We start from the raw sequence: 17,996 nt of genomic DNA on the forward strand, positions 1-17,996 counted from the left end.
TGTGCGCAGCTCCTCGCCGCGATTATTCATCCGGACGCTGCCCTTGCTCTTGCCCGCCAATTACGGCGGCATGTCCGCGGGATGATACAGGCCTCGCAGGCCCATTTCCGAAGCCGCCAGAAAATGGCCATGCTTCTGCGCTCCGATTGGCGGGAGAGGGTGATATCTGAGCTGGGCGGTTGGAGTCGACTTCGGCTCTGGACATATCGCCAAGAGGCTTTGGAGGTCGTTCCCCCAAATAAAACCTATAAGCCGCCTAACCATCCCGCTCCGGAGGAAGAGGAGCTCGAGCGCCGCGCCCGAATGCGGGAATTGATGAAAGCCAATATCCATCCGCGTATTTTGCGTGACCCCTGCCGGATGGACTTTGACGGCTGGTTCAGACTGCCGCCGCAAACCCGTTTGAAAAATCCGATCAATGAACATCCGCAATATTATGATTACGAGTATGACTTTGATCCCAGACCGATGGCGGATTTTACTGGCATAAGGACACCGATCACCGTCTGGCCGGAGGAGTTCAGAGCGGCGGCGGAAGTGCGGCCAGCTATGGAGGAGAGGGAGAGGGAAGAGGAAACGCTTTCAAACCTTGTCACCCCGGACACCGATCCGGGGTCATTGACCTCGCAACAGAGACGATATTGCAGAGGGCCTACCGTCTTTCCGCCCGCCCGAAACGACAATATTCCAATCGTTGCCCCCAAAAGGATCCCGGCTCAAGGCCGGGATGACAAAGGCCAAGAAAATGAGGGGAAACCATACGCCTCCCGCGCGCCGCCCCGCATCCGAGGCTCCCCAAATGTCACCCTCCGCCAAGCGCCCCTTGGCGGAGCGCTTTCGCGTTCCAACAATAACCTCAGGCCTTAACAAACACGGTTAACCAAAAGCTAACACCTATTAACGACACTTAGCCTAGAATCATTTTGGGGGTAATTATGCGCAAATTTCTAATCGTTTCTTCGGCCACACTTTTAATGGCCGGCGCAGCGCAGGCGGCTGACCTTGGACAATATCGCCCCGGAAACCCCTATCAGAGCGTCATGGCCCCCGGCGCAGATGTCTGCAAAAGTCACTGCGCCGGCGACGCTCAGTGCCGTAGCTGGAATTACGTTAAAGCCAACCCGAATGCGTCGGGCGTATGTGAATTTAATGCCAATGACGTTCCGCCTGTCGCCAGCGCTATTTCCATTAGCGGGTCAAACCAGAGCCGGGCTTACCGCCAAGGCGTTGTGCCGGGTGGCACAAATACAATTCGTGTAGGGACGCAGCCACAGACGCAACCGCAGTCATCTAAGCAAATCACGTCTTCTTCGCCGCACCGCCGAATTGTCAGAGAGTCAGTACCTTTGCAATCGCCAACTCAGCCCGCTTCGACAAACCGCCAAAGCGTCATCTCAGGGGGCAATTCAGGAGTCGTTAGAGCTCAGCCCGAAAGTATGAGGGCCGTCGACTCCTCGAGCCCTCAGCAGGCTAGAGTCGCGTCCATGCCGCAAACATTTAAATATGACCTAGGCGACCGCGCGGCGCCGCAGCGCGCGCCAATGCCAAATTCCCAAATGTCTAACCCGCAATCGCCGCACCCGTATAATTCTGGCGGACAGGCTTACCCTCCTCAAAACCCGATGCCGCAGGCGGAACGCTCAGCATATGCTCAACCTTATCCTCCGACGCAGGCCGAGGAAGGGCAACCTGTCATGGCAGAACGGACAGGAAGGCGGCGTCAACAAGGGCCGTCCATGCAGAGATCTGTTTCTCCTCAGATGGCGTATAGATCTCCGCTTCAGGCTGGGCTTCCAGGTCAACTGCCCGCACAAAATCGGGCTGCCTCGCAAGGTCAACCTTATCCGCCTCAAAGCGGTTATGCTCCTAACGCCGCGCCTCAACAGACAAGACAACAGCCAAATGTTCGGCAGCAAGCCATGGTTCGCAGGTCTGCAAATGACCCTGTGACCTATGGATCGACTCAAACGGGGTCTGTCCGTTCGAATTCCAATGGCGCGCCTTCTCAAGCGCGCAATTTGGCACAAGGTTTAAGTGCAGAGCAGGCGCAACAGAGCTTGTTCGGGAAACTAAATGATGATGTTCAAGTGCCAAATTCAGGGGCGACAGTGCCCGTCGATCCGAACGCGCCTATCCCGACCATGTCGTCCCGAATTAGCGGAACCGTTGAGCAGTCGGCTCTGGCAGGCGGGCCGAATTAGAGAGGTTGCGTTCAGGAAAAACGAGTGCGGATTTTTTTGATGCCGTGCCAGAGCGCTGCCGAAGACAGGCGAAACCAAGCAAAACAGACGAAAAAGACAAAGCAAGTCGTCACTGAATATAAGGCTGCATTGGCAAAAGCGTCCGCATTGTAATCCAAGAGCATCAGCGTGTTTTGAGCTCCGGCAATTGATGTGATTGAAGCTAGAAACAGCCAAAACCCCATCCAATAAAAATTAACGAGCTTATTTGATCTTTTGAATATGGTGGGAGGCACGAAAAAAAGCGTGACGACGAATACCGTTATGGAGAACATAATCAGAGATGGAACTAAGGTGGACATCATAGGTCGCTCGCTTGGGCTTCTAGTTTAGCATAGTTCAAGCAAGTTTTGTTCCAATTTTGATTTTTCGGTTAATTTTCTTTCCGATTAGGCCCGTTCTTTGGTCGTCAAGAAACGAATTTTGGGGTTTTTATCTTGCGCATATCCGACATCCCAGGCCGATTTTGCAAGGAAAACAGGGGCCCCGTCGAGGTCTGTTCCCATATTGGAACTGTTTTTGTCGATAAAGGCCTTCAGGGTTTCTTCATCATCCGAGACGACCCATCTCGCGGTCTGATACATGGGGGCTTCAAACGTCACATCCAGACCGTATTCGGTCTTGATCCGCTCGCGCATCACATCGATCTGCAGCGACCCGACAGCGCCAACGATGACATCAGCGCCGATATCGGGCTTAAAGAGCTGGGTAACGCCTTCTTCAGCCAGGCTTTCGAGTGCTTTGCGAAGATGTTTGGCTTTAAGCGGATCAGCGAGCCGCGCGCGGCGTAGAATTTCAGGAGCAAAATTGGGAATGCCGGCAAATTTTATCTTGCCGGATTCCGATAGGCTATCCCCGACCCGAAGCGCGCCGTGATTGGGAATGCCGATAACATCTCCTGCATAAGCGTTCTCCGCGAGTTCGCGGTCTTGGGCAAAGAATAGAATAGGATTGTGAACAGAGATGGTTTTGTTTTCGGCTGTTTTCAGCTTCATTCCGCGCTTAAATTCTCCGGAGCACATGCGCAGAAATGCCACCCGGTCACGATGGTTCAGATCCATATTCGCTTGAACTTTAAACACAAAGCCGGCGACGCCTTTGTCCGTGGGTTCAATCTCTACCATCTGTCCGGCTTTTTTGGCTTTCTCGGGCTGAGGGGCAGGCGCAAATTCCGCCAAAGCGTCAATCAATTGAAGAACGCCGAACCTTCGCAGTGCAGACCCGAAATAGACGGGGGTCATATGCCCCTCGCGGAAAGACTGTATGTTGAACTCGCCATATTCCTTGGCCAGTTCTTGTTCCTCGCGAAACTCTTCTAGAAGGGCTTCATCGTCGAAATGGTCTGCAAGCGAGTTTCCATCCATACGGGTTAAGCTGTGTTCGCCGCCGTCTTCTTTTTTGACAAACTTCAAAAACTCGCCGGTGCGTAAATCGGCAATACCTTTGAACCTGCGGCCGGACGCGGCGGGCCACTGCATGGGAACAACGTCGAGTGCGAGCTTGTCTTGGATTTCTGAGAGGAGCTCAAACGGGTCCTGACCTTCGCGGTCAAGTTTATTGATGAAGGTGACAATCGGAATATCGCGGAGACGGCAAACTTCGAAAAGTTTAAGAGTTTGCGGCTCAATACCTTTGGCCACATCGAGCACCATGACGGCGCAATCCGCGGCCGTCAGAGTCCGGTATGTATCTTCGGAGAAGTCCTCATGCCCGGGCGTATCGAGCAGGTTGAAAATGAGGTCGGCATGTTCAAACGTCATGACAGAGGACGAGACGGAAATCCCGCGTTCTTGCTCGATCTTCATCCAGTCGGACTGCGTTCGCCGGGCTTGTCCCCTTGCTGCGACTTGACCAGCTTGGTGGATCGCGCCTGCGGAGAAAAGCATGTTTTCCGTTAGCGTCGTCTTACCCGCATCCGGGTGAGAGATGATTGCAAAGACGCGGCGTTTCTTAGGCTCTGTTTGTAAGGCATTGGACATGGACGCGGCATAAGGCTCTACCGCGAGAAGCGCAAGCGGCGAGAGGCTGAACTTACAGGATGCTTTACTTTCTTATCCGCCTTTGCGACGAACAACGAATGTCAAAACTGAAACAAAAATATTTTGACCGGGCTGTCGAAGCGGCCGGATATCTGAACGAAGCGTCAATTGCGATGAATGTTCTGAAATCTGTGAACTGGGATAGTCGGCATAAAAAACGTTTTTTCGAAAGTGGAAAGCTTCCGTCGCCGCGGTACCGGAGAATTGATGTTTCCGAGCCTCGGGACATGGTCGCGCAGGCCAGGGCGCTTTGTGACTCTGATCATGTAATTTTCCAATGGTTAGACCGTCTTTGTACGACAATGGAGAATACGGCGAGCCTCATCGAAACTCGCGGAACGCCGCAGTTCTTCCATTACTCCAGTGAATTGTTTGGGCGTCCTACACGTTTAATGCTTGATAAGAAAACCCGGGTTTTGGACTTGGCGAAACACCTTGACCACACTTTGGCGGATTTGAATTTTGATAACCTGGTCGTTGAAGGGTTTGAGGAGTATTTAACGTCGAAACAATTCGCTAAGTCGCTTCGTCCTAGGTTGAAGAAACATTTCGGCGCTGATGCGCCTTCAGTCGTGATCTCGCCAACGCTCTCTGCAAAAGCTGCCGCGAGTTCCAGCCGGATCCGTGTTCGGCGGGACGCCACCTTTACTCATAGAGATGTCGATCAGCTCCTGCACCACGAAGCGCTTATCCACTCTGCGACGGGGATGAACGGACAGAACCAAGAGCATTTTAAAATTCTCGGTCGCTCTCATGCAGGTACGACTGAGATTCAGGAAGGACTAGCGGTCTTCGCCGAAATCATAACAGGGACAATGGACCCTCGGCGGTTTGGGCGTCTTTCCGGACGGGTGCTTGCCATTGAAATGGCGGTTCAAGGGGCGGACTTTAAAGAGGTTTTCGATTTCTTTGTTGAACGAAATGACGATCCCTCACAAAGCTATGAGAACACACGCAGAATTTTCCGCGGGGGACTCATAAAGGGCGGCGCCCCTTTCACTAAAGATATGGTGTACCTCAATGGGCTATTGCGGGTACATAATTTTATGAGAACTGTGGTAAAGTTAAACCGCGCAGATCTTATCCGCGTGCTCTTCTCTGGCAAAATGGACATTGAAGACGTGCCGGCATTGGCGCAATTGGCTAGTAGCGATCGTTTGACACCGCCGCTTTTCATGCCGCCTTGGGTGAAGGATTTGCGGTTCTTGGTCAGCTATATGGCTTATTCTTCGTTTCTAAACCAAGTAAAAATGCCGGGTTTTCAGACCTATTACGAACAAGAGCTCGACGACGTGCCGGTCGTTTGGGACTTTACGGATGGAAAAGTGGAGCCCTAAACTAAAAGCGCGTCAGTTACGGAATTCAAAAGAAACCGGCCCTTTCGCGTGGCCTTGAGGAAGTTGCCATCAAGGGATAAAAAGTCTTCTTCTATGAGGGGTGCAAAACGGCTTTCCTCCATGTCCTTTCCCCGGATTTCGGAATATTTAGAGAGGGAAACACCTTCATCAGTCCGCAGCCCCATCAAAATATATTCTTCTGACCACTCTTCGGCGGACAACGTTTCTTTCTCAAAAATTCCCATTCCAGTTTCTGATACCGATGCCCAATACTGCGCAGGTGTCAGAGCCGCGATTGTCGAGACTTTCTTCCCGTCTATAACCAACCTTCCATGAGCGCCCGGGCCTACACCAACATAGTCATAACCGCGCCAATAAGCGAGATTGTGACCCGATTTGTGCCCTGTTTTAGCAAAGTTGGAGACTTCGTAGTGGGCAAAGCCTGCTCGTTGCAAACGATCCATTATGACTTCAAAGAAATCTGCACTCACATCCGCTTCGACGGCTCGAACTTGGCCTCTTGTTTCGGCTTTTGCGAACGCCGTTCCCGGTTCAATTGTGAGCTGGTAGGTTGAGACATGGTTCACACCCGATTCAAGAACTTTCTCAATATCCGTATTCAAATCCGTCAAGGTTTGATCTGCCCAGCCAAAGATTAAATCAGCCGAAACCGAAGGAAATATAGACGTCGCCAAATTGAGGGCAGACAAAGCCTGCTTAGAATTGTGATCTCGCCCCAGAATTTCTAAGGCTGATTTATGAAAGGTCTGAACGCCTAAGGAGAGGCGGTTAATTCCGGCGTCGCGATATCCGCTCCACTTTTTTGCATTCGCGTCAATCGGGTTGGCTTCTAGGGCGACTTCCGTTCCGTTCGGCAACCCCCATAGGTACTCGATTTTGTCTATGATTCTAAGAATTTCTTCAGGGGTTAAGAGGGAAGGTGTGCCACCCCCGAAATGAATGGAGTTTAGTTGTCGTGGCCCAGACCACTTTCTCCAACCTTCCAAATCCGCGAGAATAGCTTCAACCAGGTCAATGTCTTTGCCCTTGGACTTATAAACGTTGAAATCACAATACGGACAAATGCGGGTGCAGTAAGGCCAGTGAATGTAAATCGCCAGAGGAGAGGGTTTAGCCGTCATGGTCTGGGAATTGATCAGCCAAGAATTTGGCAAAAGCGTCAGCGCGATGGCTTTTCTCGTGTTTTTCGTCTGGTTCGATTTCTGAGAATGTAAGTCTGTCGCCCGTCGCGACAAAAATCGGATCGTAGCCAAATCCCTTTTCGCCCCGCGGAGGCCAAATAATGTCGCCTTCGACTGTGCCTTCATAGATATGGTCGTCTCCGTTTGGCAAGGTGAGACAGAGGGCGCAAACAAAGCGAGCAGACCTATCTTTAGATTTACCTAGTTTGTCATGGACGTGCCACATGGCCATATCAAAATCCCGACCTCCGCCCTCAACTTTGGGAAGCTCAGCCCATCTTGCGGCGTAAATTCCAGGCTGCCCGTCCAGAGCGGTGACATCTAAGCCGCTATCATCAGAAAGGGCAGGAAGCCCAGTGGCTTGCGTGGCGGCTTTGGCTTTTAGGCGCGCATTCCCAGCAAAGGTGGTTTCGGTCTCTTCGGGTTCAGGCAAGTTCAAATCCCCCGCGCTGAGCGTTTCAAGCCCGAACGGACGCAGTAATTCTCTTATTTCGCGCACTTTGCCTTCATTGTGCGAAGCTACAATGATTCTCTTGTGAGATTTCAAATCGCGATGAGGAGTCTTAGTCATGATAGGCCTATAGCGCGTGCAGTCATGATATCAAAGCCAATCGGAATGTGTTTGCTAGCTTGTCTTTTTCTAATTATTGATTATCAATATGGTCATGCTAAGGAATCCCTCATCCGATAATGATGACGTCGCCTATGACTTGGAGGCTGTCGACGGGTCGAACCACCGCATCGCGAAATCACTTAGATTTATCATATTTCTGGGTCGATTTATTCTGGCAATAGCGGCTATTCTTATCGTCATAGCCGCCATCTGGATGATGTTCTCTGACAGTCTGCAAGAACAACTCCATACAAGTATTGGAGGCGAAGACCGTCCAAGCCGTTTTATTCTACCGGCAATGTGCTTAGGTATGGCCGTGATAGCCGGGGCTTGGTTTTGGGTGTTACACATGCTCAGCAAAGTCGTGGACACGTTAATCGCCGGTGACCCATTCGTTCCCGCTAATATAAATCGGTTGAGACGGATGTGGGTCGTGATCGCTTTGACTGAAGTTTTTCGAATGGCAATTGTGTCCTTTCCTATCCTCTCTGTTTCCGGAGAGGATGAGGCCTTTCCCATTCGTATTGGGACTTGGTTTCTGGTTTTCGTTATCGCGACTTTGGCTGAGGCGTTTCGTTACGGGGCCGCCCTGCGCCGGGATCAGGAACTGACGATCTGATGACTATTCGTGTTAATCTTGATCGCGTGTTGCTAGAGCGGCGCATGAGCCTAACCGAGCTCGCTGAGCGGGTCGGGATAACGCTGGCTAATCTTTCGATTCTAAAAACAGGTAAAGCCCGCGCGGTTCGCTTTTCAACTTTGTCTGCGCTGTGCCGGGAACTGGACTGCCAGCCTGCGGATATTCTGGTCTACGAACCCGAGGAAGAGGAAGGGAAAGTGGCCGCCGAGTAAGCGGCCAGCTTTAATTTTTTAAGCGGCGACTTTGTCGTCTTCGGCTTGTGTCCACTCGCCTTTACTTGCCAATCCATTCATGTGCGCGCGGTGGTTAAACGCGTCTTGAGCAGCAGCGTAGTTTCCAGAGTCTCCCTTCCACGCAAAGAGTGCGGATTGTTGCAGAGCGCGCCCGAAGGAATAAGTGAGTTTCCATGGGAAACCGCCGATTTTATTCATCATATCGAGATTGCGCGTCGCTTCTTCATTGTCCTGTCCCCCTGAGAGGAAGGCAATACCCGGAACGGCGGCTGGAACTGTGTCTTTCAGAACCTTAATTGTGCGTTCGGCGATTTCTTCGCGAGACGGCTGATTCGCACATTTTTTGCCTGCAACGACCATATTTGGCTTGAGGATCGTGCCTTCAAGCGCGACGCCTTGCTCATAAAGTTCCGTAAAGAGAGAATTCAAGGTCTTCTCTGTGACTTCGTGGCACCGCTCTACTGAATGATATCCGCCCATGAGTATTTCAGGTTCAACAATCGGGACGATATTGGCTTCCTGACAAAGCGCTGCGTAGCGGCCAAGTGCATGGGTGTTAGCTTTTATGCCGCCTCGGGTCGGCGTTGAGCCGACATATTGATCCGGATGAGAAATTTCGATGACCGCGCGCCATTTGGCGAAGCGGGCGCCTAATTCATAATATTCGGCTAAGCGCTCGCGCAATCCGTCTAGCCCTTGAGTGATAGTTTCGCCGGGGCGTCCCGCAAGAGGAGTCGTGCCTGCATCGACTTTAATACCCGGAATGGCGTCATGGGATTTGATAATATCGACAAGCTTCGTTCCGTCTTTGGCGCTCTGACGGATCGTTTCATCATATAAGATGACGCCCGAGATATGTTTCTTCATGGCGTGTTCCGTCCGGAACAACATTTCGCGCCAGTCGCGGCGGTTGTCTTCAATATTTTCTGTTTCAATCGAGGCGAAACGTTTGCCGATTGTGCCAGTGCTTTCATCGGCAGCTAAGATACCTTTGCCGGGTTCTACCATCGCGATGGCGACTTTATTCAGGGCTTCAAGATCCATTAGGGCTCTCCAGTTTATTTTCTCAAAATTTCGACGCCGGGGAGGGTCTTGCCCTCCATCCATTCTAGAAAGGCGCCCCCAGCTGTGCTGATAAAAGTAAAGTCGTCAGATACGCCTGCCTGGTTTAGAGCAGAGACGGTATCTCCGCCGCCAGCGACGGCGATAATCTTTCCAGCTTTACAAATCCTAGCTGCGTATTTCGCCGCTTCGACTGTTGATGTGTTGAACGGTGGAAGCTCGAAAGCGCCTAAGGGGCCGTTCCAAATCAAAGTTTCGCTGGCGTCCATGACGTCGATGATCGCATTGACGGTGTCCGGCCCCGCGTCGAGTATCATTTCATCAGCTTGGACGCTGCTTAAGTCACAAACTCGAGACTCGGTATGAGCTTTGAATTCTTTGGCGACGACTAAATCGACGGGTAAGAGAATTTCGCAATTTTGTTTTTTAGCATTAGAAAGGATTTCAAGTGCGGTTTCCTTGAGATCTTTCTCGCACAAAGAGGAACCGACATTATAACCTTGGGCATAAAGAAACGTATTGGCCATGCCGCCGCCGATCACAAGGGTATCCAGCCGGTTGACCAAGTTCTTTAGGAGGTCGATTTTTGTAGACACTTTTGCGCCGCCGACGATCGCCATAACCGGCGTTTTCGGGACGTCCAGGGCTTGGCTGATATGATCAAGCTCGCGCTCCATCGCGAGACCGGCAAAAGCCGGAAGAAATTCGGCAATGCCAGCAGAGGAGGCGTGGTCCCGATGCGCTGCGGAAAACGCGTCCATGATAAAGACATCACCCATTGCGGCCATGTCTTTGGCTAAGGCTACGTTCCCTTTGGTTTCGCCCGCGTGGAACCGTGTGTTTTCCAGAAGAAGGACATCACCTTCTTCCAAATCTTTGGCTGTGTTAGGATTGATATCTTTTGCGAACCTAACTTTGGTGTCGAGTGCTTTAGATAAGAGGGGGACGATGAACTCTAAAGAATTTTCTTGATCTGGCTCACCCTTAGGACGGCCGAAGTGACTTAGCAAAATTGTTTTGGCGCCCGCGTGTTGTAACTTTCGGATTGTCGGTAATGCTGACTGAAGTCGGGTGTCGTCGGTGACTTTGCCAGTCTCGTCGCGGGGAACATTGAAGTCCACGCGAACGAGCGCTGTACTGCCTTTGAGTTTTGCGTCTTCCAGTCTTTGGAAATCCATTAAGCGGTCTCTTTCTGTTGATTGCCCATAATCCGGGCGACGTCGATCATCCGGTTGGCAAATCCCCATTCATTATCATACCAAGCAATGACTTTGACCAGGTCGCCATCCAGAACTTTCGTCAGGAGTGAGGCGAATGTTGCAGAATTTGGGTCGTGGTTCAAATCAGAACTGACAAGCGGGTTCTCTGAATAGCAAATCACGCCTTTCATAGCACCGTTAGCCGCGGTGCGCATGATTTCGTTCAAGTCTTCAGCTGACGTGTGCATCTCAGGTTGGAACGCGAGGTCGACCATAGAAACATTTGCTGTCGGAACGCGGACGGCAGAGCCAGACAATTTTCCGGACAATTCAGGAATAACTAAGCCAACGGCTTTGGCGGCCCCCGTGCTGGTTGGTATCATGTTCAGTCCGGCAGCGCGGGCGCGGTACAAGTCCTTGTGGGAGTTATCGAGAATACGTTGATCCTGGGTGTAGGAATGAACGGTGGTCATGAAGCCCCGACGAATGCCGACAGAATCCATTAGCACCTTCGCGATGGGCGCGAGGCAATTCGTGGTACAAGAGGCGCAAGACACAACGGTGTCCTCAGCGCCTAAATCTCCATGATTCACACCGTAAACAATGGTCTTGTCGACGCCGCTGCCGGGGGCAGAGATCAGAACTGTTTTAGCGCCTGCTTCAAAATGAGGCTGAACCGATTCCTTAGAGCGGAAAATACCAGTACATTCCATCACGACATCAACATCCAGAGCGCCCCAATTGATCTCGGCCGGGTCTCTGAAATGGGTCATGCGGATACGGCCGCGGCCATAATCCATCCAATCTTCACCTGTTTCAACTTCGGCGCCGAAACGGCCATGGACACTGTCATAACGTAACAGATGCGAAGAGGTCTCCAGGCTGCCAGGAGAGTTTATGGCTACGAGTTCAATATCATCAATGGAATATTCTTCCAAAGCTCTGGCTACGAGGCGGCCAATGCGGCCAAAGCCATTTATTCCGATACGGGTCGTCATGTCAGCGGCGCTCCTTCATCTATTAAGTCTGTCGCTGGTTGGAAAGCGCCCCGCTTCTGATAAGATGGGACTGTGAAGTCAATAATTTATCCTTGTTGAACAGCTATTCTTGCGCCATTCTGGTGTAAATTTTTGTGAAGCCGAGAAATTGTATGAATGACAGCGCTGACATTAAATCCGCCGCCCAATCGCTGCAATCTGCCCTGAAAAAGCTAGAGGGGGCAATCGACCCGTTTTTGAGCCGCTATTCGCAGCTCAAGGACGATTCGAGCGAATCGGAGAGCTTTTCCCAAGACCGGGCGAGATTGGCATCAGAGCTGGATGATGTGAAATCCGAGAAAGAGGATTTGGAAAAAAAGATAGCGGCGCGTGAAAAGGAATTTGCGGCTGTGGCCAAGGACTCGACGCAAGAAATCAACAGTGTCATTAAAACGGTTCAGGTCGCTTTAGAGGGATTGCCATCATGACAGGTCGCGTCAGCATCAATATCAATGGCCGTAAATATGGCCTGGGCTGCGAAGAAGGTGAACAAGAACGTTTGGTGCGCCTTGGACAAAAACTGGATGACCGCGTGAATGCCATGGCCAATCAGTTCGGCCAGATTGGCGACTTGCGCCTTCTCGTTATGGCGGGAATTACTCTGCTTGACGAGATTGAAGATGTTGGCACTTCCGTCGAAGACCGGGTCGAAACGCGAATTGGCGAGATAAAGAAAGAGCATACTCAGGCTATACAAGCGGTTGAACAAACTGAAGCCCAGGCTGCGTCCAGCCTTCGCGACGCCGCTCTCCGCATCGAACGCCTTGCTGAAAAGATTGCGTCAACGACCTCGCAATAGCCGCATTTACCCTCTTGTTATTTTAGAGTTATGGCCCCACATTATAGTGGACGGTCACTGCTGGTTTCGTGAGGGGCACTAATCCACCGGACCTTAACTTATCCTTCGGGAGTTGGCTCTGGTCAGATCGTGGTCTGATTAATTCCGACGCCCACTTGAACTTCTGGTTCACGAGGATTCTTAAGCCGCCACGGACTAAGTGGGGCCGTCACGTCTTCTTTTCTCATTTCCATAGTCTCCTTTCTTCTTTCGCTATCTCTTTGATTTTAAGTCCAATGTTCAAATCAACGAGTCTGAATATAGCGCTAAAATTGAAAGTGAGGATGGGTCTCTCATTTATTTTGTAAGGGATTGAAAGGATGTGTGTTTTTAAATGAAAAACGAGGGTCAATATTAGCACGTTGGCTTATTTGCCACGCGCGCAAGAATGAAATGCGCGTAGCGTCCAATTTCAGCTAGCTGGCCAGTCTGCCGGCTTGTTCTTGTCCAAACTCCCCAGCTGGATTGCCTGAATCATTTACTGCTGAGTCAGGAAGGGGGGGTGCTTGGGTCAGGGTGGTTTTTCCCGGCAGTTTAAACCAGAATACAGAACCTTTGCCGAGCATGCTTTTGACGCCCAGGCTTCCGCCCATCAAAGTTACCAAATCTTTTGAAATGGATAAGCCGAGCCCCGTTCCGCCGTGTTTTCTGGTAATAGAGCCATCGGCCTGTGTGAAAGGTTTGAAAATCTCATTCTGCTTTTCCTCGGAAATGCCAGGGCCAGAATCGATGACATAGAACTCTAGCCCGCCCTGCGGCACAGCTTTCAAAAGTAATTTTACAACGCCGCTTTCCGTAAACTTCAAAGCGTTGCCCAAGAAGTTTATCAAAACCTGGCGTATTCTTAGTTCATCGCCTTCATATGTGTTTGCAAGCTCACCCCTGATTTCATGGGTTAGGGTAAGGTTCTTTTGCAGAGCAATTCCTGACACACTGGCAAGGGCATCTGTTACTAAGGCCTCGGGGTCATAGACCGTGTTATGAATTTCTAGGAGTCCGGACTCTATTCGAGAGATATCTAGAATATCGCTAATGATTGAGAGAAGGGAGTTTCCTGACGCAAGCAAAATATCTACGAGTTGTTTCTGTTTTTCATCAAGATTGGTGTTTTCAAGGATTTGGGCCATACCAAGAACCCCGTTCATAGGCGTTCTGAGTTCATGACTCATGGTGGCAAGAAATTCCGACTTCAATTTATTTGCGCGGTCTGCATCCCCTAAAGCGGCAGTGAGTTTTTTTCGTTCAATCTTGTTCGGCGTTATGTCTTGATAAGCTCCGATTAGTTTCGTCGCGACGCCGTTTGCCATAATGGGTTCACAAACTACCCGCATCCATACTTCTTGATCGTCATCGGATTGGTAGAGCCACTCTCGGTCAAAGCCTATCCCTGTATGGGAAGCGAGGTCGACACATGTTAAGAATTCTTCCTGGCCATTGCCTTCAAAATAGGAGGCAGCCCGTTCCAAGGTGATTTCGTCTGAAAACTTTAGACCATGAATTTCTAAAAGCTGTGTACTCCATGAGGGTGTTTGGGTTTTAACATCAAAACTCCAAGTCCCCATTTTTACCAGATTTGCGATACTCCCGAGAAGCATCTCCGCCTCTATATTGCGTTTTTCATCTTCACCCCGTTTTCGCCAAATCCAGGAATCCATAACAGAAACTATTATGCCAATTTGCAACAGGACAATCGCCATGGCGCCAATCAAGGCCCCCAAAACTATCGGAGAAATGCCGCCTTTCAGAGTGTCGGCCTCGTTAAGAGGTAAGAGCGTCAGGGCGCTCATTCCAAAGAAATGATCCGCACAAATCGCTAGTGTGAAAAGACCTGAAAAAGCAAATTGCGCTTTATGACCGTTCAGTTTTCTGTGAGCCTCTATGGCGGCGATCGTGAATAGAACTCCCAAGGTCACAGATATTGCGACATAGGTGTAGTCCCAGATCATAAAGCCTGAAGGCAAAAGTCCGTACATGCCGGTGTAGTGCATGGCTGAAATTCCAAGGCCTAATAACGCGGCCCCGGAAATCCGAGCCAGGCGATGACGGGTCAGCACCATTAAGGCGAAAGCCGGGATTCCTATGGCCGTAATGACCAGTAGCGAGATAATTGTTTGGGCGAGATCATAGCTGAACCCGACACTTGGCTCATAGGCCAACATGGCAACAAAATGTGTTGCCCAAATACCGAAACCTACAATTATTGAAAGTAGGATTATCCACGGCAAACGGGCGAGCCCTGCACGGCTTTCGGCTCGGACCAGTTTTATGCTGGCTGCATAAGCAGAAATTAAGCAGATGAGGGCAGCAATAATAACCAAACGCCAATCATGCTCATGCCTTAGGCATTCATATAAACGTATCATATATACTCTTAAGACTGATGGAATTTGGGGTCGATGAGCGAGCTAACTATGAATGTTACGCTTAAAATTGACTTAATTTTGGCAAACTACACGTTAGGGTAGAGGCGCTCTCCCTCATAGAGAACGCGTGTCTTTTTTCGGGAGTAGCCCTTAGCGCTGACTAACCTTCGGCGCATCCGCAAAAGGTTTGATTCCGAAGGCCGGGTAAATGTCGCTCGGGAAATAAACGACGCCATCTTTCACCACCATGGATATCTCTTTTATCGCTTTGAGGTTTTCTGTCGGATCGCCGGGGACCAAGAAGAAATCCGCTAGTTTGCCCGGCTCGATGGAGCCGAGTTCTTCGCCTTGTCCGACATAGTCGGCCATGCCCTGAGTGCCCCAAGCGAGGACTTCAGGGGCGCTCATACCAACATTCTGATAAAGCTCTAATTCGCGGTGGTGGAAGAATGATCCGCCTAAATCCGTACCTGGCACGAGCTGGATGCCGGCGTCGTGCATTCTTTCGACGATTTTGAGAAGTTTATCATAGGCCACCTTGTAGGCTTCGTCGTCTTCATCTGTTGCGATATCGAGAAAGGCAGTCTTGCTTTGGCGTTGTTCGCTGACCGGCATGTTGTCTACGAAATCTGCCATAGCCGGATTTTCTTCTCCGTTACGGCCATTAAAGAACAGCTCAAAAATTGTCAGGGTCGGGTCGATGGCGACATTGTTCTCGACCATGGCTTGAATGGTTTCGTCTATTTTCGGATCGTCCAGATCCAGATCTTGCAAGCGCTTCATAGCGGTCACTCGCAAAAGGGTTCTGGGATCCTCGTCTTCTTCCAGGACCCAGCCTAGAACGACTTGGTTAATGTGTGTCAGCTCATCATAACCCGCCGCAATCATTTCGTTGGCGGTTGAAAAGGCCGGGACGTGGCCGGAGACGCGAAGTCCTTGTCTCTCGGCTTCCTCGACCATGGCGGGGACCCATTCGCCCTTCATGGAATTATAGATTTTGATCTGAAAGAAATCTCCATTGCCGTAAGTTTTGACCGCGTCGACGGCTTCTTGCTCCGTCGAAACAATTTTTCCGGAATTGGAGCTAAACGGGCTTTTGCCTTCGATAAACCCGCTTCGAATGATGCGTGGGCCGGCGAGGCGGCCGGATTTAATCTTGTTGTTGAGCTCGCCCAGAACCTCGTCATCATTGCCCATGTCGCGTACGGTGGTAATGCCGGCGGCAACGTTCAGGAGTGCGTTATTCTGGCCCAAGTGACCGTGCATTTCGTAAAGGCCTGCGACTAGGGTCCCGCCGGCCCCGTCGATAACAGTTTCGTCGTCTGCCTGCATGTCAGCGGCATCAATGGATTGAATCTCATTGCCTTCAAAGACCACGGAGACAGGGTCGGTTAGAGACAGAGCCTCCGGATCGAAAACCCGAACATTTGTAATCCGTACAGGACCGTCAAATTTTTGGGCGGCGTCTTTTTGAATGTCTTCGAATCGGCGAGCGGAATATTCAGTTGCCCGCTCGCGGAGCATGGCTTCATGAGTTTCGTACCCGGTTCTCAAAAGTGCGGTTTCGGGCGTAATCATTCCGACAAATTCATCGTTGGAATTCACGACGAAATAAGATGGATTCATTCCAATTCCAGAGAGGGCATAAGACGTAACAGTTTCCGGTTCTGCCGAATCTGAAAGAGGGAAGTCTTCCAGTTTGTTGAGGCTTAATTCACCTCCCGGAAGGACAGGCATCGTCTTGTCAGCGTCTGCTAATAGGACGCGTGCATATAGCCATAGTGCATAAGGGCTAGGGTTTTGGGCCGCGTAAAGCGGCGAGCCGTCTGCGCCTTGCGAGATTGTGCCTGTGGTATCGGTCCAATTTGCATTGGTTCCGTCAAAATCAAATGTCTCGTCGACCTTACTGCCAAATGTTGTCGCGCCCCCGATTGTCCATTTGTCCGGAATGCCATCTTCGCCGATAACGATCTCTTCTTCAAGGGTCGGCCCCCGTCCATTATTGCGGTATTCAAAATCAATCGTCGTTGTGCCGCCTGCGTGGCTGACGTCCATCCCGCCGACATCAACGCCGGAAATCAGCATTCTATATTCTTCTGTCCCTTCAAGGGCCGGTAAGGCAGTGGACTGAGTCTCTGTCGTCTCGACCTGGGCAGTTTCCTGCTCGGTCTGGTTGGGACTGCAAGCGGCGGCCGTCAGGGCGAGCAGCGATGTAGCGATGGTGAGATGACGTAGTTTCATAAGAGGCTCCTTCGCAACTGAAGTAGCGTAGGAAAGGGCGGCGCGACAAGCTTTAATCGTTGAACTCAGGACAGCAATTTCTCCAAAGCGGCGTTAAATTGGACGGCTTCGCTCATCATGACGAAGTGACAGGAATCCTTTATCTCGATTATATCTATCGCGTCCCCAAAAGTTTTTACAAACGCTGGCAAGTCCTCATTATCCGCGGCGACTATGGCCGAAACAGGACCGGGGTAGGCCTCCAGATATTGCCTAAGATCAGCCAGAAAAAAGTTTCGGAGAATTTCTATACTTTCTACTCTCGGCACTGACTTCATCGTCTCTGTCACGGTGTCAATAAGGGCGCGAGGGGTGTGTTTGGCGAAAAATGATTGAGTGAGCAGATCCACGCTGGTGTCGAAATCGCCGTCGAAGGGCTTAATAAAAGCTTCCGTAAGCTCTTCGGATTGCGCAGGATAAGCATTCAGGTAAATGAACGATTCTGCACCGACGACCTGACTAACCGTGTCAGGGCTTTGCGCTCCCATCGCCAAGGCCACCATACCCCCTAGGGAATGACCAATCACTGTCGTCTTTTTCACTCTTTCCGCTCGTAAGACTTCCAGCATTTGTGACGCCAGATAATCTAAAGATAGGTCGATGTAATTGGGATCATTTTCTGACGAAATGTTCGAGGCGGATTTGAATTCAGAGCGCCCCCATCCAGGGAGATCAATGGCGATGACGTGGTAATTTTTAGAAAAGTACGAGGCTTGCGCTTCCCAAAACCTCGCGTCTCCCGCCCAACCGGGCAGGAATACTAGGGTCGGTTTTGCCGCCGACCCAGCCACGAGGTAGTTCAGCCGGACTGACGCTGTGTCGAGCTGACGCCAGTTCAAGTCATCAGTTTTGGTCATATTGGGTATCTTGCCAAACACTTTCGGACGTCAACACGGCTTCACTAGAGAGAGAC

Annotated in this window: 17 protein-coding genes and 1 other RNA gene; 8 read left to right on the forward strand and 10 right to left on the reverse strand. The window is 50.9% G+C overall.

Going from position 1 to position 17,996, the window contains the following annotated elements:
- Together ACNA05_RS07275 and ACNA05_RS07280 are read left to right on the forward strand one after the other, a co-directional pair.
- Positions 1–867, forward strand: an 867-nt coding sequence (locus ACNA05_RS07275) for a hypothetical protein (RefSeq protein ID WP_415810776.1), incomplete at its 5' end; no start/stop codon positions are given.
- Between the two features lie 68 nt (positions 868–935).
- Positions 936–2,201 carry a PAN domain-containing protein gene (locus ACNA05_RS07280; protein ID WP_415810778.1) on the forward strand — a complete coding sequence of 422 codons (1,266 nt, stop codon included), beginning with the start codon at positions 936–938 and terminating at the stop codon, positions 2,199–2,201.
- A gap of 11 nt (positions 2,202–2,212) precedes the next feature.
- On the opposite strand, the gene ACNA05_RS07285 is transcribed toward ACNA05_RS07280, so the two are convergent.
- Together ACNA05_RS07285 and ACNA05_RS07290 are read right to left on the reverse strand one after the other, a co-directional pair.
- Entirely contained in the window at positions 2,213–2,545 is a 333-nt protein-coding gene (locus ACNA05_RS07285) for a hypothetical protein (RefSeq protein ID WP_415810779.1), read from the reverse strand.
- 84 nt (positions 2,546–2,629) lie between these two features.
- On the reverse strand, positions 2,630–4,219 hold the full coding sequence (locus ACNA05_RS07290) for a peptide chain release factor 3 (RefSeq protein WP_415810781.1): 1,590 nt from the start codon (positions 4,217–4,219) through the stop codon (positions 2,630–2,632).
- A gap of 98 nt (positions 4,220–4,317) precedes the next feature.
- Between ACNA05_RS07290 and ACNA05_RS07295 the strand changes: the two genes are divergently transcribed.
- The gene (locus tag ACNA05_RS07295) at positions 4,318–5,616 is read left to right on the forward strand and encodes a flavohemoglobin expression-modulating QEGLA motif protein (RefSeq protein WP_415810782.1); all 1,299 of its coding nucleotides are present in this window, start codon (positions 4,318–4,320) and stop codon (positions 5,614–5,616) included.
- Here ACNA05_RS07295 and hemW read toward each other — a convergent pair.
- Together hemW and rdgB are read right to left on the reverse strand one after the other, a co-directional pair.
- Positions 5,613–6,758 carry a radical SAM family heme chaperone HemW gene (gene hemW / locus ACNA05_RS07300; protein ID WP_415810783.1) on the reverse strand — a complete coding sequence of 382 codons (1,146 nt, stop codon included), beginning with the start codon at positions 6,756–6,758 and terminating at the stop codon, positions 5,613–5,615. The genes ACNA05_RS07295 and hemW overlap by 4 nt on opposite strands.
- On the reverse strand, positions 6,748–7,389 hold the full coding sequence (gene rdgB, locus ACNA05_RS07305) for an RdgB/HAM1 family non-canonical purine NTP pyrophosphatase (RefSeq protein WP_415810784.1): 642 nt from the start codon (positions 7,387–7,389) through the stop codon (positions 6,748–6,750). The genes hemW and rdgB overlap by 11 nt, the downstream gene beginning before the upstream one ends.
- A gap of 88 nt (positions 7,390–7,477) precedes the next feature.
- Between rdgB and ACNA05_RS07310 the strand changes: the two genes are divergently transcribed.
- Positions 7,478–8,050 carry a DUF2975 domain-containing protein gene (locus ACNA05_RS07310; protein WP_415810785.1) on the forward strand — a complete coding sequence of 191 codons (573 nt, stop codon included), beginning with the start codon at positions 7,478–7,480 and terminating at the stop codon, positions 8,048–8,050.
- Positions 8,050–8,283 carry a helix-turn-helix domain-containing protein gene (locus tag ACNA05_RS07315; protein ID WP_415810786.1) on the forward strand — a complete coding sequence of 78 codons (234 nt, stop codon included), beginning with the start codon at positions 8,050–8,052 and terminating at the stop codon, positions 8,281–8,283. Before ACNA05_RS07310 ends, ACNA05_RS07315 begins: the two co-directional genes overlap by 1 nt.
- An 18-nt stretch (positions 8,284–8,301) precedes the next feature.
- Here ACNA05_RS07315 and ACNA05_RS07320 read toward each other — a convergent pair whose 3' ends face one another.
- From ACNA05_RS07320 to gap, 3 genes are read right to left on the reverse strand one after another with little or no spacing between them, the layout of a single operon-like run.
- Positions 8,302–9,348: a class I fructose-bisphosphate aldolase gene (locus ACNA05_RS07320; RefSeq protein ID WP_415810787.1), complete on the reverse strand. Its 1,047-nt coding sequence runs from the start codon at positions 9,346–9,348 to the stop codon at positions 8,302–8,304.
- Between the two features lie 14 nt (positions 9,349–9,362).
- A complete protein-coding gene (locus tag ACNA05_RS07325; RefSeq protein WP_415810788.1) occupies positions 9,363–10,544 on the reverse strand; it encodes a phosphoglycerate kinase in 1,182 nt (393 codons plus the stop codon).
- Positions 10,544–11,563, reverse strand: coding sequence for a type I glyceraldehyde-3-phosphate dehydrogenase (gene gap, locus ACNA05_RS07330; RefSeq protein ID WP_415810789.1), 1,020 nt, complete (start codon positions 11,561–11,563; stop codon positions 10,544–10,546). The genes ACNA05_RS07325 and gap overlap by 1 nt, the downstream gene beginning before the upstream one ends.
- A gap of 152 nt (positions 11,564–11,715) precedes the next feature.
- Here gap and ACNA05_RS07335 point away from each other — a divergent pair, with 152 nt between their 5' ends.
- From ACNA05_RS07335 to ssrS, 3 genes are all read left to right on the forward strand, one after another.
- Positions 11,716–12,030 (forward strand): DUF4164 family protein, encoded by a 315-nt coding sequence (locus ACNA05_RS07335; RefSeq protein ID WP_415810790.1) that lies wholly within the window; start codon positions 11,716–11,718, stop codon positions 12,028–12,030.
- Entirely contained in the window at positions 12,027–12,401 is a 375-nt protein-coding gene (locus tag ACNA05_RS07340; RefSeq protein ID WP_415810791.1) for a cell division protein ZapA, read from the forward strand. Before ACNA05_RS07335 ends, ACNA05_RS07340 begins: the two co-directional genes overlap by 4 nt.
- 51 nt (positions 12,402–12,452) lie before the next feature.
- Positions 12,453–12,611: non-coding RNA, 6S RNA (ssrS, locus tag ACNA05_RS07345), on the forward strand.
- Positions 12,612–12,856: 245 nt separating this feature from the next.
- Here the strand turns inward: ssrS and ACNA05_RS07350 are convergent.
- The 3 genes from ACNA05_RS07350 to ACNA05_RS07360 form a co-directional block, all read right to left on the reverse strand.
- Entirely contained in the window at positions 12,857–14,803 is a 1,947-nt protein-coding gene (locus tag ACNA05_RS07350; RefSeq protein ID WP_415810792.1) for an ATP-binding protein, read from the reverse strand.
- A 150-nt stretch (positions 14,804–14,953) separates the two neighbouring features.
- Entirely contained in the window at positions 14,954–17,044 is a 2,091-nt protein-coding gene (locus ACNA05_RS07355; RefSeq protein WP_415810793.1) for an amidohydrolase family protein, read from the reverse strand.
- 65 nt (positions 17,045–17,109) lie between these two features.
- Positions 17,110–17,940, reverse strand: coding sequence for an alpha/beta fold hydrolase (locus tag ACNA05_RS07360; RefSeq protein WP_415810794.1), 831 nt, complete (start codon positions 17,938–17,940; stop codon positions 17,110–17,112).
- Positions 17,941–17,996 lie beyond the last annotated feature (56 nt).

Source organism: Litorimonas haliclonae, assembly GCF_965138505.1.
Classification (GTDB): domain Bacteria; phylum Pseudomonadota; class Alphaproteobacteria; order Caulobacterales; family Maricaulaceae; genus Litorimonas; species Litorimonas haliclonae.

Excerpts from the sequence above, each read along its gene's own strand:
- ACNA05_RS07280 (WP_415810778.1), top strand. The coding sequence starts at position 936 with ATGCGCAAATTTCTAATCGTTTCTTCGGCCACACTTTTAATGGCCGGC.
- ACNA05_RS07285 (WP_415810779.1), bottom strand. The coding sequence starts at position 2,545 with ATGATGTCCACCTTAGTTCCATCTCTGATTATGTTCTCCATAACGGTA.
- ACNA05_RS07290 (WP_415810781.1), bottom strand. The coding sequence starts at position 4,219 with ATGTCCAATGCCTTACAAACAGAGCCTAAGAAACGCCGCGTCTTTGCA.
- ACNA05_RS07295 (WP_415810782.1), top strand. The coding sequence starts at position 4,318 with ATGTCAAAACTGAAACAAAAATATTTTGACCGGGCTGTCGAAGCGGCC.
- hemW (WP_415810783.1), bottom strand. The coding sequence starts at position 6,758 with ATGACGGCTAAACCCTCTCCTCTGGCGATTTACATTCACTGGCCTTAC.
- rdgB (WP_415810784.1), bottom strand. The coding sequence starts at position 7,389 with ATGACTAAGACTCCTCATCGCGATTTGAAATCTCACAAGAGAATCATT.
- ACNA05_RS07310 (WP_415810785.1), top strand. The coding sequence starts at position 7,478 with ATGGTCATGCTAAGGAATCCCTCATCCGATAATGATGACGTCGCCTAT.
- ACNA05_RS07315 (WP_415810786.1), top strand. The coding sequence starts at position 8,050 with ATGACTATTCGTGTTAATCTTGATCGCGTGTTGCTAGAGCGGCGCATG.
- ACNA05_RS07320 (WP_415810787.1), bottom strand. The coding sequence starts at position 9,348 with ATGGATCTTGAAGCCCTGAATAAAGTCGCCATCGCGATGGTAGAACCC.
- ACNA05_RS07325 (WP_415810788.1), bottom strand. The coding sequence starts at position 10,544 with ATGGATTTCCAAAGACTGGAAGACGCAAAACTCAAAGGCAGTACAGCG.
- gap (WP_415810789.1), bottom strand. The coding sequence starts at position 11,563 with ATGACGACCCGTATCGGAATAAATGGCTTTGGCCGCATTGGCCGCCTC.
- ACNA05_RS07335 (WP_415810790.1), top strand. The coding sequence starts at position 11,716 with ATGAATGACAGCGCTGACATTAAATCCGCCGCCCAATCGCTGCAATCT.
- ACNA05_RS07340 (WP_415810791.1), top strand. The coding sequence starts at position 12,027 with ATGACAGGTCGCGTCAGCATCAATATCAATGGCCGTAAATATGGCCTG.
- ACNA05_RS07350 (WP_415810792.1), bottom strand. The coding sequence starts at position 14,803 with ATGATACGTTTATATGAATGCCTAAGGCATGAGCATGATTGGCGTTTG.
- ACNA05_RS07355 (WP_415810793.1), bottom strand. The coding sequence starts at position 17,044 with ATGAAACTACGTCATCTCACCATCGCTACATCGCTGCTCGCCCTGACG.
- ACNA05_RS07360 (WP_415810794.1), bottom strand. The coding sequence starts at position 17,940 with ATGACCAAAACTGATGACTTGAACTGGCGTCAGCTCGACACAGCGTCA.